Origin of the sequence: Streptomyces sp. NPDC013187 (assembly GCF_042899705.1) — a bacterium.
GTDB classification, from domain to species: domain Bacteria; phylum Actinomycetota; class Actinomycetes; order Streptomycetales; family Streptomycetaceae; genus Streptomyces; species Streptomyces hawaiiensis_A.
In genome coordinates this window covers 26,098-41,956 of record NZ_JBIBAF010000002.1, presented here as the reverse complement: position 1 = coordinate 41,956, position 15,859 = coordinate 26,098, and the positions used below count along the sequence as shown (strand labels likewise).

Here is a 15,859-nt window from a genome sequence, read left to right as displayed (position 1 = left end):
TTGGTGAAATACCGGGACAACGCCCCTCACGCTCCGTGCTGAGTGCTATGGCGACGTGGCATAGCGCACTTTTTGTCCCGTTTGGGCGTCCGGTCCCGCATACTGATACGACCCCACGCGCCGGGGAGCGGCTCGGCTAGCATGCTGCGCATCATGCGTTTCGGGCTGCTTCTCCTTAGCTGCCGCGGCGAGGGCCTGTAGTCGAGGCCGACTCCCTCCCCGCGGAGCTTGGTGCTGCGTCGTCGGCCGTCCTTCCGGACACCCTCTGAGGAGCCCTAAGCATCATGGCGAACCGCCAGCAGCCCAGTTCCATGCCGATCCACAAGTACGGCCGCTACGAGCAGGTCGACATCCCGGACCGCACCTGGCCGGAGCAGCGCATCACCACCGCCCCCCGCTGGCTCTCCACCGACCTGCGTGACGGCAACCAGGCCCTGATCGACCCCATGTCGCCCGCCCGCAAGCGCGCCATGTTCGACCTGCTGGTGAAGATGGGCTACAAGGAGATCGAGGTCGGCTTCCCGGCCTCCGGCCAGACCGACTTCGACTTCGTGCGCTCCATCATCGAGGAGCCCGGGGCGATCCCCGACGACGTCACCATCTCCGTACTGACCCAGGCCCGCGAGGACCTGATCGAGCGCACGGTGGAATCGCTGAAGGGCGCCAAGCGCGCCACCGTCCACCTGTACAACGCCACGGCCCCCGTCTTCCGCCGGGTCGTCTTCCGCGGCTCCAAGGACGACATCAAGCAGATCGCCGTCGACGGCACCCGCCTGGTCATGGAGTACGCCGAGAAGCTGCTGGGCCCCGAGACCGAGTTCGGCTACCAGTACAGCCCCGAGATCTTCACCGACACCGAGCTGGACTTCGCGCTGGAGGTCTGCGAGGCGGTCATGGACGTCTGGCAGCCCGGCCCGGGCCGCGAGATCATCCTGAACCTGCCGGCCACCGTGGAGCGCTCCACGCCGTCCACGCACGCCGACCGCTTCGAGTGGATGGGCCGCAACCTGTCCCGCCGCGAGCACGTCTGCCTGTCGATCCACCCGCACAACGACCGCGGCACCGCCGTCGCCGCCGCCGAGCTGGCCCTGATGGCCGGCGCCGACCGCGTCGAGGGCTGCCTGTTCGGCCAGGGCGAGCGCACCGGCAACGTCGACCTGGTCACCCTCGGCATGAACCTGTTCTCGCAGGGCGTCGACCCGCAGATCGACTTCTCCGACATCGACGAGATCCGTCGCACGTGGGAGTACTGCAACCAGATGGAGGTCCACCCGCGCCACCCGTACGTGGGCGACCTGGTCTACACGTCCTTCTCCGGCTCCCACCAGGACGCCATCAAGAAGGGCTTCGACGCCATGGAGGCCGACGCGGCCGCCAAGGGCGTCACGGTCGACGACATCGAGTGGGCCGTCCCCTATCTGCCGATCGACCCCAAGGACGTCGGCCGCTCCTACGAGGCGGTCATCCGCGTCAACTCGCAGTCCGGCAAGGGCGGTATCGCCTACGTCCTGAAGAACGACCACAGCCTGGACCTGCCGCGCCGTATGCAGGTCGAGTTCTCCAAGGTCATCCAGGCCAAGACGGACGCCGAGGGCGGCGAGGTCACGCCGAAGGACATCTGGGCGGTCTTCCAGGACGAGTACCTGCCGAACCCCGAGAACCCGTGGGGCCGCATCCAGGTCCGCAACGGCCAGTCGACCACCGACACCGACGGTGTGGACACGCTGAAGGTGGAGGCCACGGTCGACGGTCAGGACACCGTCCTGACCGGTACGGGCAACGGTCCGATCTCGGCCTTCTTCGACGCCCTGCAGTCCGTCGGCATCGACGTACGCCTGCTGGACTACCAGGAGCACACGATGAGCGAGGGGGCCTCCGCGCAGGCCGCCTCCTACATCGAGTGCGCGATCGACGGCAAGGTCCTGTGGGGCATCGGAATCGACGCGAACACCACGCGGGCCTCGCTGAAGGCGGTCGTCTCGGCCGTCAACCGCGCGGCTCGCTGACCAGCCGTACGGGTTCGCGGCCGTAGGCCGCTCACCGGTGCCACAGGGGCTCCGTCCGCCGATGTACGGCGGGTGGAGCCCCGTCGTATACCGGCCATTTGCTGTGGAGGTCACGGAAAGGTCTCCTCCGGGGTGCTGACTCCTCGTCTCTGATGTGGCTAACATCACGCAAGCGCGGCGACGTTGCCGTGCGGCGTGACGGAGGTGCGACGTGCTGCCAGGACGGGGACGAAACGGCCATGCCGCCAGGCTTTCGCGCATCCTGGGCACCCGAACCGCGTGGACGGCCGCCGGTGACGGAGAGTTCTTCTGCCCCGGCTGCGGCGGCGACCGCAACTACCAGCGGCTGACCGGGCAACGCCGCTTCACCCTGCTCGGTCTGCCCGTGCTGCCGCGCGGCGAGACCGGCCCGGTCGTGGAGTGCGCGGCCTGCCGCCGCCACTTCGGCACCGACGTCCTCGACCATCCGACCACCACCCGCTTCTCCGCGATGCTCCGCGACGCCGTCCACACCGTCGCCCTCGCGGTGCTGGCGGCGGGCGGCGCCGGGGCCCGTACGGCACTGGAGGCCGCCGTCCTCGCCGTCCGCGCGGCCGGTTTCGACGACTGCACGGAAGAGCAGCTGGCCGCACTCGTCGAGGCGCTGGAGGCCGACACCGGCCGGATCGCCGGCGAACCCTGCGGCGCGGGGCTGGCCATAGAGCTCCACGAGGCGCTGGACCCGCTCACTCCGCACCTCGCCGCCGTCGGCCGCGAATCGATCCTGCTGCAGGGCGCCCGCATCGCCCTGGCGGACGGCCCGTACACCACGGCGGAGCGGGACGTACTGGCGACGGTGGGAGCGGCACTCACCATCTGCTCCGACGACGTGACCCGGCTGCTCGCGGCGGCGCGTACGCCTTCGTAGGGCACACCTGCCGTTACTCCCCGGGGAGTAACGGCAGGCCGGGACCGCCCCCGGCAGTAGCGCCCAACTCGCCCCCACGCCCGACGAACGGGCCCGCGCCCGGCGGGAGTCTGGAGACCGATCCAGGCACCCGACCGGAGGGAGCCGGACCCATGGGGGCCGTAAGGACGCGCAGCGGGCGGAAACGGGCCGTGCCCTGGGTGGTGGTCGGGCTGTGGCTCGCCGCGCTCGTGCTGGTCGGGCCGCTCGCGGGCAAGTTCGCCGACATCCAGCAGAACCGCGCGGTCGACTACCTGCCCGACAGCGCCGACTCCACCCAGGTGGCGAGGATCCAGGCCTGGTCGCGGTCTGGTCGCGCGGGGCCTCACCAACACGGAGATCGGCGACGCGCTGGGCCTGAGCCCGCTCACCGCGAAGACGCACGTCAGCCGCATCATGGGCAAGTTGGCGGCACGGGACCGGGCCCAGCTGGTCATCGTCGCGTACGAGTCGGGGATGGTGACGCCCGGCGGCGTCTGACGGACCGGGCTCCTTTCCAGCGCCTGCCGCGGCACTACGCGGCCCGGCCGCGGCGCTACGCGGCCCGGCCGCGGGTCCAGAGCGGCCCGGCCGCGGGTGCGGTACCAGCTCAGAGGGCCGCTGGCTGGAGCTGATGCGGCATGTTCCAGCCTTCGGCGAGTTTCGACGGATGGATGTTGTGTCCACCGCCGAAGAACTCGCAGAACTTCATGATGAGCGGGTCCCATCCGAGCGGGTCCACGTAGTGCGTCCCCGGGATGATCAGATCCTCCTCGACGTGGGCGCGAAGGACCTCGACCTGGAAGGCGGTGGCATGAGGAGTGGGACCGCCGAAGGGGTGCGCCGAGACGACCCTGCACTCCAGCTGGACCGGACATTCCGCGACCCGAGGCGCCCGAACCAGCTCCGATGCCTGCTCGGTCAGCTGCGCGGCCGAGAACTTGTCCGGCTCGTATCGGTAGCCCTGCTTCACCTTGTGGTCCGGCACGGCCGATGTCCCGGTGGTGAGCGCGATCCGGTCGACGGCGTCGACCATCGCCGATGAGGGCAGGTTGAGCACGCATTCGCGTTCGCGCAGCAGGTTCGCGGTCGTCTGGCCGCTGTTGCCGAGACCGAGCATGCAGGACTGGCCCAGCCACCAGGCGGAGGACATCGGCGCGAGGTTCGCGGTGCCGTCCTCGTTGCGTGAGCTGATCAGCACCACCGGTGTCCCGAAGTACAGCACCTTGAGCCCGGGGACCACGTGCATTCGTTCGCCTTTCGCGGGATGTGAGCTGGAGAGACTCGCCCTGCGGTGCACGAGCCGTCACCGACTCTCCCTGAAGCAAGCGAAGGCTGCTGGCGGCAATCGGACGTTGCGTTCCGGCAGGTCGGATCGATCTCCCCGACTACGGACACCCATCCGGTTGCCGATTACGGGGACACGCTCCTAGAGCAGCCCGGCCGCCGCGAGGTACTTCCCGACCTGCTCCACCTCGCCCGGGGACAGCGGGATCTGCGGCTGTGCCGTCGCCGGGCAGGCGATGACGCCGCGCAGATGCAGCGCGGCCTTGAACGCCCCGATCGCCGAGGAGTTCGGACCCATGCGGTCCGGATCTCCGACGGTCACCATGCCGAACAGGGCGCACAGGCGCTCCTGTTCGGCACGGGCCCCGTCCCAGTCCCCGGCGCGGCACAGCCGGTCCAGGCGGACGTAGCCGTGCGGGTCGACGTTGCCGAGGCCCGGCACCGTGCCGTCCGCGCCGATCGCGAGGGCCGCGTCGACGATCAGCTCGGACCCGGTCAGCACGCTGAAGCCGGTGACCCCCCCGCGTTCCCGGACGCCGGTCACCACCTGGCGGAAGGCGGCCAGGTCACCACTGGAATCCTTGAGCCCGGCCACGACCCCGTCGGCGGCCAGCTCCAGGACGACGTCGGCCGGCAGCTTGGTGTGGACGGCGACGGGAAGGTCGTAGGCGATGACCGGGACCGGGCTCGCGGCGGCGACCGCGCGGAAGTGGCGGGCGATCTCCGCGGGGTGGGTGCGGGTGTAGAACGGGGCCGTGACGACCACCGCGTCCGCGCCCGCCGCCGTCACCGACGCGACATGGTCCAGGACCCGGGGCGTCGTCATGTCGATCGCGCCGGCCAGCACCGGGAGCTGCCCGCCCACATGCCCCGCGACCGACTCGACGACCAGCCCGCGCTGCCGGTCCGGCAGAAACGCCGCCTCCGAGGTCGAGCCGAGCACGAACAGCCCGTGCACCCCGCCCGCCACCAGATGGTCGACGAGCGAGAGCAGCGAGGGGACGTCCACCTCGCCGTCCGGGGTCAGAGGCGTGCAGACGGGCGGAATGACACCGGTCAGCGGGGCGAGAGTCATGGAGCCTCCATCGGGTCGTGCCGGTGGACGAGGTCGCGGGTCGACTCGTCCTCCCGCACAGGATGGTGGCAGCGGAAGCGGTGCGCGGGCGCCGACGCGGCCGAGAAGCCCGGCATCTGCTCCGCGCAGGTCCCGTCCGCCTTCCAGCAGCGGGTGCGGAAGGGGCAGCCGCTCGGCGGGCGGGTCGCCGACGGCACCGGCCCGACCAGCGGGATCGGGTCGATCGGGTGGAGCAGGCCGGGCGTGGCGGAGAACAGGGCGCGGGTGTACGGGTGCCGGGCCCGGTCGGTGACCAGGGCGGCCGGGGACTCCTCCACGACCCGGCCCAGGTACATGGTGATCACGCGGTCGCTCATCCGCCGTACCGTCTGGATGTCGTGCGAGACGAACACCAGGGCCAGGCCCAGGCGTTCCTTCAGGTCGAGCAGGAGGTTGAGGATCTGCGCGCGGACCGACACGTCCAGGGCGCTCGTCGGCTCGTCGGCCACGACCAGGTCCGGGTCCAGCGCGAGTGCCCGGGCGATCGCGACGCGCTGGCGCTGCCCGCCCGACAGCTGGGCCGGCAGGGCGGCGGCGAGGGCCGGGGGAAGACCCACGAGGGACATCAACTCGCGGACCCTTTCCTCGCGTCGGCTTCTGGTGCCCCGGGCGTGGACGTCGAGCGGGTCCCGCAGGATCTGCCGGACCGTCAGGCGGCGGTTCAGGGCCGTCGACGGGTCCTGGAAGATCATGCCGGTGCTGCCGCCCACGGCCCGGCGGCGCTCGGCGGCCGGCATCGCCCACAGGTCCCGGCCCCGGAACGACACCGTCCCCCGTGTCGGCCGCTCCACCCCGACCAGCACCTTCGCCAGCGTCGACTTCCCACAGCCGGACTCACCGACCACGCCGACGGTCTCGCCGGGCGCGACGGCCAGATCGACGCCGGTCAGCGCGTACACCCGGTCCCGGGCGAACAGGCCGCCGCTGCGGGCCTTGTGGACGACGTGCGTGCCCGCCAGCTCCACCAGCGCGCTCATGACACCGCCTCGCTCTCGGTGGCCGACAGCTCCACGGCCGGGTGATGACAGGCCGCCGTGTGCTCGGGAGGACCGGCCAGGACCGGGACCGTCGTACGGCAGATCTCGCTCGCGCGCGGGCAGCGGTCGGCGAAGCGGCACCCCGCGGAGAAGTCGGCCGGGGACGGTACGACGCCGCTGATCTGCGTCATCCGCTCCTGCGCCGACTCCAGCGACAGCACACTGCCGAGCAGGCCGCGCGTGTAGTGGTGCGCAGGCGCCTCCACCAGGTCGGCGGTCACGCCCGTCTCGACGATCTGCCCGCCGTACATCACCACCACCCGGTCGGTGACGTCCGCGACCAGCGCCAGGTCGTGCGAGACGAGGATCAGCGCGAAGCCGAGCTCCTCGCGCAGCCGCAGCAGCAGCTCCACGACCTGCGCCTGCACGGTCACGTCCAGGGCGGTCGTCGGCTCGTCGGCGACGATGAGCTTCGGGTCGCGGGACAGAGCCATGGCGATCAGGACGCGCTGGCGCTGCCCGCCGGACAGTTCGTGCGGGTAGCTGCGCAGGGTCCGCCCGGGGTCGAGGCCGACCATCGTCAGCAGCTCGGCGGGGCTGCGGTGCCCGCCGCGCCGGACGACCTGTCCGAGCTGCGCGCGGATCGTCATCGCCGGGTTCAGCGACGACAGCGCGTCCTGGTAGATCATCGCCATCTCGTGGCCGAGCAGCTTGCGGCGTACCCGCATCGGCTCGGCGAGCAGGTCCCGCTGCCGGAAACGGACCTGGCCGCCGACCCGCGCCCCCTTCGGCTCCAGGCCCATGATCGCCAGTGCGGTGAGCGACTTGCCGCAGCCCGACTCGCCGACCAGCCCGAGCACCTCCCCGGGATGCACCTCGAAGCTGATGCCGTCCACGATGTCGACGCCGCCGTGCCGCCGGTCGAAGCCGATGGCGAGGTTCTCCACCGCGAGCACCGGCTGCCCGTCCCGGGGCAGTCGGCGCGCCCGGGCCCGCAACCGGCTCGCGGCCTCCGCCAGACCGGGCAGCGGCACGACCTCCCCGCCGCCGGGCTCCGGCCGCTGAAGCCGGTCGTCGTCCGGTACGTCCACCTCCCGCGCCGACGGGGCCGCCCAGGCGTCCGACACCCCTTCGGACAGGATGTTCAGCGACAGCACCGTCACCAGCATCAGCAGCCCGGGGAACACCGTCGCCCACCAGCCGCCGGTCAGCACCATGTTCTTGCCGTCGGCGATGACGCTGCCCCAGGACGGGTCCGGCGGCCGTACGCCCGCCCCGATGAACGACAGCGACGCCTCGAACACGACCGCCTCGGCGACCTGGACCGTGCAGAACACCAGGACCGGCGCGGCACAGTTGACCGCCACGTGCCGCAGCACGATGTACGGTGTCCGCGCGCCGATCACCCGCTCCGCCGTCACGTAGTCCTCGCCGTACTGATCGAGGACGTTCGCCCGGACCACCCGCGCCACCGGCGGTGTGAACAGGAAGGCGATCGCGCAGATCAGCACCGTGATGCCACCGCCGAACACCGCCACCAGCACGGCGGCCAGCGCGATGCCCGGGAACGCCATCACGACGTCCAGGCAGCGCATCAGCGTCTCGTCGACCGCCTTGCGCGAGGTCGCCGCGACCGCACCGAGCAGCGCACCGGCCACCAGGGCGAGCCCGGTCGCGCCGAGGCCGATCGCGAGCGACCAGCGCGCCCCGTACATCAGCCGGCTGAGGATGTCCCGGCCGAGGCTGTCCTGGCCCATCCAGTGCGCGGCGGACGGGTGACCGGTGCCGTCGACCGGCGGCTGCTGGTCGAGCGGGTCGTGCGGGGCGAGGAGCGGCGCGAGCAGCGCCATGAGGACGACGACCGTCAGGAAGCCGACGGCGACCTTGGACAGCAACGGCAGCCGGCGCAGGCCGCGCAGCCGCACGCCGGGCCGCGACAGGGCCGCGGTGAGACTCTTGCGGGTCATCATGGGGTGGCGTCCCTCAGTCGCGGGTTGACCAGCAGGTAGAGGACGTCGATGACGAGGTTCACGACGACGAACCCGGCCGCCGTGGTCAGTACGACGCCCTGGACGACGGCCGGATCGCCGTTCTTGACGGCGTCGATCATCAGCTTGCCCATGCCCGGCAGCGAGAAGATCGTCTCGATGACGACCGCCCCGCCGAGGAGGTAGCCGACGCGCAGGCCGAGCACGGTGAGGGGATTGATCAGGGCGTTCCTGAGGACGTTCCGCCCCACCACCACCCGGGGCGGCAGCCCGCTCCCGATCGCCGTCCGTACGTAGTCCTTGTCGAGCTCCTCCACGACGGCCGTGCGCACGATCCGGGTCAGCTGCGCCGCCACCGGGAGGGAGAGGGCGAGCGCGGGGAGCGTCATCGTCCTGAGCCAGCCGGTGAAGGAGTCCGCCGGGTTGATGTAGCCGCCGGTCGGTAACCAGCCGAGGTCGACCGCCAGATACTGGATCATCAGCAGCGCCAGCCAGAAGCCGGGCGCGGCGACGCCGGTCAGCGACACGATCCGGATCAGCTGGTCGGGCAGCCGGTCCCGGTGGATCGCCGCGGTCACACCTCCGATCAGGGCGAGGACGACCGCGATACCCAGACCCAGGAAGGTCAGTTGCAGGGTGAGCGGCAGCGCGGTCGTCACCTGGTCGATCACCGGCGCCCGGGTCAGCGCGCTGGTGCCCATGTCGCCGTGCAGCAGGTCGCCGACGAAGGCGGCGTAACGCACCGGCAGCGGGTCGAGCAGGCCGTGTTCCTCGCGGAAGTCGTGCAGTTGCCGCGGTGTCGGGTTGGCGCCCTGGAAGAACGCGGACGCCGGGTCGACGTCCGAGAACCGCATCACCAGGAAGACGAACAGCACGATGCCGAGCATCAGCGGCACGAGGAGGGCGACCCGGCGCAGCAGAATCCGCAGGACGGCCGTCATGGCGCTAGGCCCACTTGGCCTGGAGGAGGTTGATGCCCGGGTACGGCTGGGCCCTTATGCCGCTGAGCCGCGCCGGGTCCCAGGCCGTCATCAGCTCATTGTGGACGACCGGGTAGAGCACGGCCTGCTCGGCGACGACGTCGATGTAGTCCTGGACGATCGCCTTCTTCTTCGCCGGGTCGGGCTCCCGGGTGGCCCGGTCCATGTCCTTGAAGAGCTGCCTGGCGACGGGGTCGGCGGCCCAGCGGGTGTACTGCATCCACAGGTTCTCGGGACCGTGGTTGTAGTGCATGATCAGATCGGCGTCGAGGCCGAACTGGTTGGGGTTCGAGGCGGCGGCCACGACCTGGTAGTCCCGCTTCTGGTCCAGTTTGGTGAACACGGCCGTGGTCTCCTGCGGCGACAGGGTCGTCTGCACCCCGATCGCGTCCCAGGACGCCTTGACGGTCGGCAGGCAGTCGACGATCCAGCTGACGTTCACGGCCAGGATCTCGATGCTCAGCCCCTTGACCCCGGCCTGTTCCAGCAGCGCCTTCGCCTTGTCCGGGTCGTGGTCGTAGACGGTCTTCGCCCGCCGGTAGGACGGGTTGGCCTCGTCGAGGAAGGAACTGGACGGCTTGCCGTGGCCCTTGAGCGCGACCTCCACCATCTTCTCGGTGTCGATGGCGTAGTGCAGTGCCTGGCGCACCCGCACGTCGTCGAACGGCTTGTGCGCGGTGTTGAACATCAGGAACAGGTTGTTCATCCCGGCCCCGCCGGCGACCGTCATCCCGCCGCTCTCCAGCTGCCCGATGTTGGCGTACGGGATGTTGTCGGCGATCTGCGCGCCCGCGCTCGACCCCGAGATCTTCGCGACGCGGGGAGCCGCGTCCACGATCGTCAGCCAGTTCATCTTCCGGAAGGCGGGCTTGCGGGGGCCGTTGTAGCCGTCGAACGCCTCGAAGGTCGTGTTCGACTTCGGATGGTGCGCGGTCTGCCGGTACGGCCCCGAGCCGATCGCCTTGCCCTTGACGGCGTCGTCCCAGGCTCCGGGCCGGGAGAACACGTGCTTGGGCATGATCTTGGCGAGTGTCAGCCGCGAAAGCCCGTCGGGGAAGGGGAACTTCAGCACGAGCTCCACGTTCCGCGCGTCGACCTTCCGGACCTCCTTCAGCCAGCTCGCGAAGAAGCCCTTGGCGAGGGTCTGGGTGTCCGGGTCGAGGATCCGCTCGAAGACGAAGACGACATCGTCGGCGGTGACGGGCTTGCCGTCGTGGAACGTCGCACCCGCTCGCAGCGTGAACCTCCACGTCGTGCTGCCCGGGTCCTTCGGCACCTCGGTCGCCAGCGCGGCGTACGGCTCGCGCGAGATCGGGTCCGTGTCCAGCAGCCCCTCGTAGATGTGGTGGTTGGCGGCCATGCAGAACGCTGACGCGGTCTGGGTGGGGTCCCAGCTGCCGTCGTTGCCGTAGCCGATCACCGCGGTGAGCGTCCGGTCCGCGCCGCCGCCGCTGCCGGTGTCGTTGGTGGACTCCGGACCCGCGGAACAGGCCGACAGCGACGCGGAGACGGCGGCGGCCGCGCCCAGTGCGCCGGTGTGCTTCAGGAACGACCGGCGGTGCAGCGCGAGCACGGCGGGGGTCACATCGCGCACGGGTCCTCCAGCGAGGTCTGGGGGGGGGAGGGGGGACTGGCAGCGGAGATACGACGTCCTACGTCCGGTGGTCAGCGCGACCATAGGAGGGGCCGTGGGGGCGGTCAAGGGCTCGCACACGAATGGCCCATCCGCCGGAAGCCGGACCGACGTCGTCGCCGGACCGGCTGAGTTGACGGTGCGTCGGACCTGTCGCAGCACCGGACGAGTGGCCGGGGGCGGGACGTCAGGACGCCCGGGCCCTGTCGCCGAATCCGTCACCGGGTGGGCGGGAGCGGACCATGATGAGGAGCATGACCGAGCTGTGGAGCGAGAGTGACGCCGGCGTCCTGAGACTGCCGTCCGGCCGGCTGGTACGCGGCCGAGGCCTGCGCCACCCCCTGGACCCCGGCGCGCCCCTCCCCTCCTACGGTGTCTACCTGCTCGGCCGGCGACCGCCCGAGGTCCCCTGGGAGTCGGGCTGGATCCGCTGGCCCGACTTCCGTCTCCCGGCGGACCGGGCGGCCGCCCGAGCGGTACTGGCCGAGGTATGGGAGCGGGCCGCCGGGGAACGGGTGGAGCTCGCCTGCGGAGGCGGCCGCGGCCGCACCGGCACGGCACTGGCCTGCCTGGCGGTGCTGGACGGGGTGCCGGGGGAGGAGGCGGTGGGATACGTCCGGCGGCACTACGACCGGCATGCTGTGGAGACGCCTTGGCAGCGGCGGTACGTGCGCGGGTTCGGCGAGGGGTGAATCCCGCCTCGGCGGTACGTGCGCGGCATCGACCAGGCACACCGTCGGGGCGGGGAGACACCGGGTCGACGACCCGGACTGCGGCCTCGCGGGCAGGTACGCCCGGGCGGGCCAGGCCGGTCAGCGGCAGTGGGTGTCCTTGCGCGGCCGTTCCCCGGTGGCCAGGAAGCGGGAGACGAGGGTGTCGCCGCACGCGGTGCCGTTGTCCAGGTAGGCGCCGTGGCCGGTGGCGTCGTTCGTGACCATCACGGCTCGCCGGCCCAGGGCCTCGCGCAGCTTCAGCGCACCACTGAGAGGGGTCGCCACGTCCCGCTCGTTCTGGATGAGCAGGACGTCGGACGGGCCCCGGTCGGTGACGCGCAGCGGCGGCTCCTTCGGCTGCCACGGCCAGGCGGCGCACACCATCGCGTTTCGCGGCATGCCCGCGGTCAGCGGGTACTTCAGGCGGCCGGCGGCGACGTCCTTGCGGTAGACGGCGGCCGACCGGGGCCAGGCGGCGTCGTTGCAGACGGTGGCGGCCACGACCGCGGCATAGTTCCGCAGCACCGGGTCCGGCGGCGCCTGGGGGGCGGGCGGCACCGTGCCCTTCTTCGCCGCCAGGATCAGCTCGGCGAGGACGGGGTAGCCGTCGGCGGGGTCGTAGAAGCCGTCCAGCATGGTCTGGCGCAGGACATTGCCGTTCAGCTCCCCGGGGTTGGCGCCCGGCCAGGGGATCGGCGTGCGGTCCAGGCGGGCGGCGAGGCGCGAGAAGAGCGGGCGCACCTCGGCCGCGGTGCGGGCCAGCCGGTGCGGGTTGCCGGGCCTGGAGGCCCACTTGGCGAACTCGGGGAAGTTGTCCTCGACGCCGACCTCGAACGCGGCGAGCCAGGCGCGTTGGCCCTGCACCGGGTCGGGGTGGTCGTTGCTGTCGAGCACGACGCGGTCGGTGCGCCGCGGGAACATCTCCCGGTAGGCGGCGCCGACGTATGTGCCGTACGAGACGCCCCAGGCGGACAGTTTGCGCTCGCCGAGGGCGGCGCGGATGCGGTCGATGTCGCGGGCGTTGTTCTTGGTGCTGATGTGCTGCAGCAGTTCGTCGCCGGCGCGGGCGCAGGCGTTCGACATCCGGCGGGCGGCGGCCATGTTCTCAGCGACGGATCCGCCCGCTGCGGGCCAGGGGAGCAGCTTGGTGCGGGCGAGGTCGGAGCGGTCGAAGCCGCAGCTCACGGGCGTGGACGGGGAGTTGCCACGCGGGGCGAGGCCGATGAGGTCGTATGCGTCGCGTACCGACCGGGGCAGCTGCCTGCCCTTCTCGGAGGGCCCGGCGAGGCTGTCCCCGCCGGGCCCGCCGGGGATCATGAGTAACGCGCCCCGGCGGGCGGAGGGCTTCTCACTGGGGAGGCGGGAGAGGGCGATGTCGATCTTCCGGCCGCCCGGATCGGCGTAGTTCATCGGCACGGAGAGCACCGCGCACTGCTGACGGGGGTCGAGGCCGGTGCCCTCGCACTTCGTCCATTCGAGCGGCGCGGCACCGGCGGCGGAAGCGGTCAGCGGGACGGCGAGCCCGAACAGGAGGGCGGAGGCCGCGATCAGGGAGGCGTTGCGCTTGATCTGCTTCATGGGACGAGCCTGACGGCTTTCCGGTCCTGACCCCATCCAGTCAACTGCCCTACTGCTCAGGGGGTTTACCCCCCCTTGCAGAGTCGCCGATCGGCGTGAACGGCGGCCCGAACGCTCCAGGCGCGGGCCTGCACGAGCCCTCGGCGGGTTCGGTTCGTCAGGGGCAGTTCGTCAGGGGCAGGCGCAGCATGAAGACGTCGATCGGGTCCTGGGATTCCACCATGAAGCCGTGGCGTTCGTAGAGACGGCGGGCGGGGCTGCCCTGGAGGACGTTCAGGCGGACGGGTTCGGCGGCAGTGTCCGTCCTGGTCAGGAGGGTTCGGAGGACTGCCGATCCCAGGCCCCTGCCCTGGACGTCCGGGCTGAGGTAGAAGTGCTCCAGCCAGTGGCCGTCCTCGGCCGGGCGCAAGGTCACGCTGCCTGCGAAGGATCCGGCGGCCGTGATGATCGACGTGTGCTGCGGGGAGAAGCCGTCGCGAAGACGCTGCCTCACCCGGTGTTCGTCGTAGCGGCCCAGACGCTCCAAGTCCGGGCGCATCACCGTCGCTCGCAGTTCCGCTATCGCGTCGACGTCCATCGGCCGTGCCGGACGCATCGACCATGCCGGCCCTGGTTCGGTGAGCTGGTGGCCCGTCATGGGAAGCGGGCGGCCCCGCCCGTGCGCAGGAACGCTCTCCACGCATCCGCCCCGATCAGAACCACAGGGCCGTCGGCCAGCTTGCTGTCCCTGACGGGAACGGCCCCGGTATTCCGTCGGCGACCTCGACGCAGCTGCCGCCGTCGCCGTTGCTGTAGCTGCTCTTGCGCCAGCGGGCGTTGCTCAGGTCGTAGGAGTGCATCGTCGCAATTCCTCAGCCGCCGATCGGACCAGGGCGAGGGACGCCTCCGGCGACAGTGCGGCGCCCCTGAGCAGATCGTAGGCGCGCTGTGCCCGCTTCACCATGGCCGGGTCATCGACCAACGTCCCCGAATACGACGTTTCCGTATAGGCGACGGGCGGCGCTTCATCGAACTCCATGGCCGTAGCGAGCCGTTGTTCGCGGGAGCCCCCGCCGAGAACGGGAGCGCCTGCAGTGGGCGCGTTCCACGCGGGCGGCGACGCGATCCTCGAGGAACTCGTCCGCTGCGAATGGATGCGTCGCCAGCCTCTCCAGCTCCACAACCTCCGCGAAGTAATCTGCGTACCGCTTATCGTCAATCAGCATCCTGCACAACCGCTCGAAAATACCGTCGATTTGCAGCACCCCGTCGATCCGCTGCGCCACATCCAACTGTGGTTTGCGAATGGCCTGAGCTCCGCGCCGAAGAGCTCCCACGCCGCCTGCCGAGAACCGTTGGCCATTACCGAACCCCTCTGTACTGCCCCGCAGTTGTAGGGCACAGACCCTTCCTGATTGTAGAAGCGGAGCGTCACCGTGGGGACGCGAAGAGTGAAACCGTGAAAGGGAGGGGAGCACGTGGAGGTACGACACTCGGCGCTCTGCGTCGAAGAAGCGGAGGACGTGGTGAAAGAATTGCGGGCAGAACTCGCCGAGGCGGGAATTATCCTGCCGTCACTGGGGCTCGACCCGGTGAGTCTTGCGCGGGAAGCACCCTGTCCGCTCGTGGAATTGGGCCGGTGTTCCGTGGAGACCGCCCGGCGACTCGCGGCGGTGCTGCGATGAAGCCACCGGTCGGCGCCTATGTCGTGGACACCCGCAGCGGCCGCATCGGCATCGTCATGGGGCATGAGGGGCCCTACGTGCAGCTGAGGCCGTACGGCGGCGGCAGGGAGTGGGACGCCGACCCCGGAGCCGTCCGGCACGCCACCCCGGCCGAGCGGCTGCGCGCGGCGACGGCGTACGCCAACGCACGCAGCAGGGGCGAGGTCCCGTGAGGCGGTGACCCTGCGAGAATGGCGCCATGAGTCTGTTCCGCGACGACGGCATCGTGCTGCGCACCCAGAAGCTGGGTGAGGCGGACCGGATCATCACGCTGCTCACGCGCGGTCACGGTCGAGTACGCGCGGTGGCCCGGGGCGTGCGCCGGACGAAGTCGAAGTTCGGTGCGCGCCTCGAACCGTTCTCCCACGTCGACGTGCAGTTCTTCGCGAAGGGGAGCGAGCTGGTCGGGCGCGGTCTGCCGCTGTGTACACAGAGTGAGACCATCGCCCCGTACGGCGGCGGCATCGTCAGCGACTACGCACGGTACACGGCCGGAACCGTCATGCTGGAGACCGCCGAGCGGTTCACCGACCACGAAGGGGAGCCGGCCGTGCAGCAGTACCTGCTGCTGGTGGGCGGGCTGCGGACCCTCGCCCGGGGCGAGCACGCACCCCATCTCGTGCTCGACGCGTTCCTGCTCCGCTCCCTCGCCGTCAACGGGTACGCCCCGAGCTTCACCGACTGCGCGAAGTGCGGGATGCCCGGACCCAACCGGTTCTTCTCGGTCGCCTCGGGCGGTTCCGTCTGCGTGGACTGCCGAGTTCCCGGCAGCGTCGTACCCTCGCCCCAGGCCCTGGAGCTCCTCGGCGCCCTGCTGACGGGAGACTGGGAGACCGCGGACGCGTGCGAGGCGCGCTATGTCCGGGAGGGCAGCGGGCTGGTGTCCGCGTATCTGCACTGGCACATGGAGCGCGGGCTGCGCTCCCTGCGCTACGTCGAGAAGTAGCGCGAGCAG

The 15,859-nt window shown here is 70.9% G+C and carries 14 protein-coding genes and 3 pseudogenes; 7 read left to right on the top strand and 10 right to left on the bottom strand.

All coding sequences use genetic code 11. From position 1 onward, the window contains the following. The first annotated feature begins 284 nt into the window (after positions 1–284). The 3 genes and pseudogenes from leuA to ACFY5B_RS03350 all read left to right on the top strand — a co-directional run. Positions 285–2,006: a 2-isopropylmalate synthase gene (leuA, locus tag ACFY5B_RS03360; protein ID WP_389963807.1), complete on the top strand. Its 1,722-nt coding sequence runs from the start codon at positions 285–287 to the stop codon at positions 2,004–2,006. Positions 2,007–2,217: 211 nt separating this feature from the next. Continuing rightward, complete coding sequence (locus ACFY5B_RS03355) at positions 2,218–2,913, top strand: TerB family tellurite resistance protein (RefSeq protein WP_104780667.1); 696 nt, start codon at positions 2,218–2,220, stop codon at positions 2,911–2,913. A 261-nt stretch (positions 2,914–3,174) separates the two neighbouring features. Continuing rightward, positions 3,175–3,432 (top strand): annotated as a pseudogene (locus ACFY5B_RS03350) (response regulator transcription factor); the annotation flags it as partial. 109 nt (positions 3,433–3,541) lie between these two features. Here the strand turns inward: ACFY5B_RS03350 and ACFY5B_RS03345 are convergent. The 6 genes from ACFY5B_RS03345 to ACFY5B_RS03320 form a co-directional block, all read right to left on the bottom strand. Beyond that, a complete protein-coding gene (locus tag ACFY5B_RS03345; RefSeq protein ID WP_389963804.1) occupies positions 3,542–4,180 on the bottom strand; it encodes a flavin reductase family protein in 639 nt (212 codons plus the stop codon). Between the two features lie 180 nt (positions 4,181–4,360). Next, positions 4,361–5,293, bottom strand: coding sequence for a dihydrodipicolinate synthase family protein (locus ACFY5B_RS03340; protein WP_389963801.1), 933 nt, complete (start codon positions 5,291–5,293; stop codon positions 4,361–4,363). Further along, positions 5,290–6,309: an oligopeptide/dipeptide ABC transporter ATP-binding protein gene (locus ACFY5B_RS03335; RefSeq protein ID WP_389963799.1), complete on the bottom strand. Its 1,020-nt coding sequence runs from the start codon at positions 6,307–6,309 to the stop codon at positions 5,290–5,292. Before ACFY5B_RS03335 ends, ACFY5B_RS03340 begins: the two co-directional genes overlap by 4 nt. Next, positions 6,306–8,279, bottom strand: coding sequence for a dipeptide/oligopeptide/nickel ABC transporter permease/ATP-binding protein (locus ACFY5B_RS03330; protein ID WP_389963796.1), 1,974 nt, complete (start codon positions 8,277–8,279; stop codon positions 6,306–6,308). The genes ACFY5B_RS03335 and ACFY5B_RS03330 overlap by 4 nt, the downstream gene beginning before the upstream one ends. Next, positions 8,276–9,238 (bottom strand): ABC transporter permease, encoded by a 963-nt coding sequence (locus tag ACFY5B_RS03325; protein ID WP_389963793.1) that lies wholly within the window; start codon positions 9,236–9,238, stop codon positions 8,276–8,278. The genes ACFY5B_RS03330 and ACFY5B_RS03325 overlap by 4 nt, the downstream gene beginning before the upstream one ends. 4 nt (positions 9,239–9,242) lie before the next feature. Continuing rightward, positions 9,243–10,871: an ABC transporter substrate-binding protein gene (locus ACFY5B_RS03320; RefSeq protein ID WP_389963790.1), complete on the bottom strand. Its 1,629-nt coding sequence runs from the start codon at positions 10,869–10,871 to the stop codon at positions 9,243–9,245. Between the two features lie 293 nt (positions 10,872–11,164). Here ACFY5B_RS03320 and ACFY5B_RS03315 point away from each other — a divergent pair, with 293 nt between their 5' ends. Beyond that, on the top strand, positions 11,165–11,602 hold the full coding sequence (locus ACFY5B_RS03315; RefSeq protein ID WP_389963787.1) for a protein phosphatase: 438 nt from the start codon (positions 11,165–11,167) through the stop codon (positions 11,600–11,602). Between the two features lie 120 nt (positions 11,603–11,722). Here ACFY5B_RS03315 and ACFY5B_RS03310 read toward each other — a convergent pair whose 3' ends face one another. The 4 genes and pseudogenes from ACFY5B_RS03310 to ACFY5B_RS03295 all read right to left on the bottom strand — a co-directional run bounded on the left by ACFY5B_RS03310 (position 11,723) and on the right by ACFY5B_RS03295 (position 14,543). Beyond that, on the bottom strand, positions 11,723–13,201 hold the full coding sequence (locus tag ACFY5B_RS03310) for an alpha/beta hydrolase (protein ID WP_389963783.1): 1,479 nt from the start codon (positions 13,199–13,201) through the stop codon (positions 11,723–11,725). Between the two features lie 157 nt (positions 13,202–13,358). Continuing rightward, positions 13,359–13,838: a GNAT family N-acetyltransferase gene (locus ACFY5B_RS03305; RefSeq protein ID WP_389963780.1), complete on the bottom strand. Its 480-nt coding sequence runs from the start codon at positions 13,836–13,838 to the stop codon at positions 13,359–13,361. Further along, positions 13,835–14,040 (bottom strand): annotated as a pseudogene (locus tag ACFY5B_RS03300) (DUF397 domain-containing protein). Before ACFY5B_RS03300 ends, ACFY5B_RS03305 begins: the two are co-directional and overlap by 4 nt. Further along, positions 14,022–14,543, bottom strand: a pseudogene (locus ACFY5B_RS03295) (Scr1 family TA system antitoxin-like transcriptional regulator). Before ACFY5B_RS03295 ends, ACFY5B_RS03300 begins: the two co-directional pseudogenes overlap by 19 nt. Positions 14,544–14,658: 115 nt before the next feature. Between ACFY5B_RS03295 and ACFY5B_RS03290 the strand changes: the two are divergent. Genes ACFY5B_RS03290 through recO form a run of 3 tightly spaced genes read left to right on the top strand, consistent with a single transcriptional unit; the run spans position 14,659 to position 15,850 of the window. Next, a complete protein-coding gene (locus tag ACFY5B_RS03290) occupies positions 14,659–14,865 on the top strand; it encodes a hypothetical protein (protein ID WP_389963777.1) in 207 nt (68 codons plus the stop codon). Next, positions 14,862–15,077, top strand: a complete 216-nt coding sequence (locus tag ACFY5B_RS03285) for a hypothetical protein (protein WP_030836519.1) — start codon at positions 14,862–14,864, stop codon at positions 15,075–15,077. Before ACFY5B_RS03290 ends, ACFY5B_RS03285 begins: the two co-directional genes overlap by 4 nt. A gap of 26 nt (positions 15,078–15,103) precedes the next feature. Further along, positions 15,104–15,850 (top strand): DNA repair protein RecO, encoded by a 747-nt coding sequence (recO, locus tag ACFY5B_RS03280; RefSeq protein WP_003990109.1) that lies wholly within the window; start codon positions 15,104–15,106, stop codon positions 15,848–15,850. Positions 15,851–15,859 lie beyond the last annotated feature (9 nt).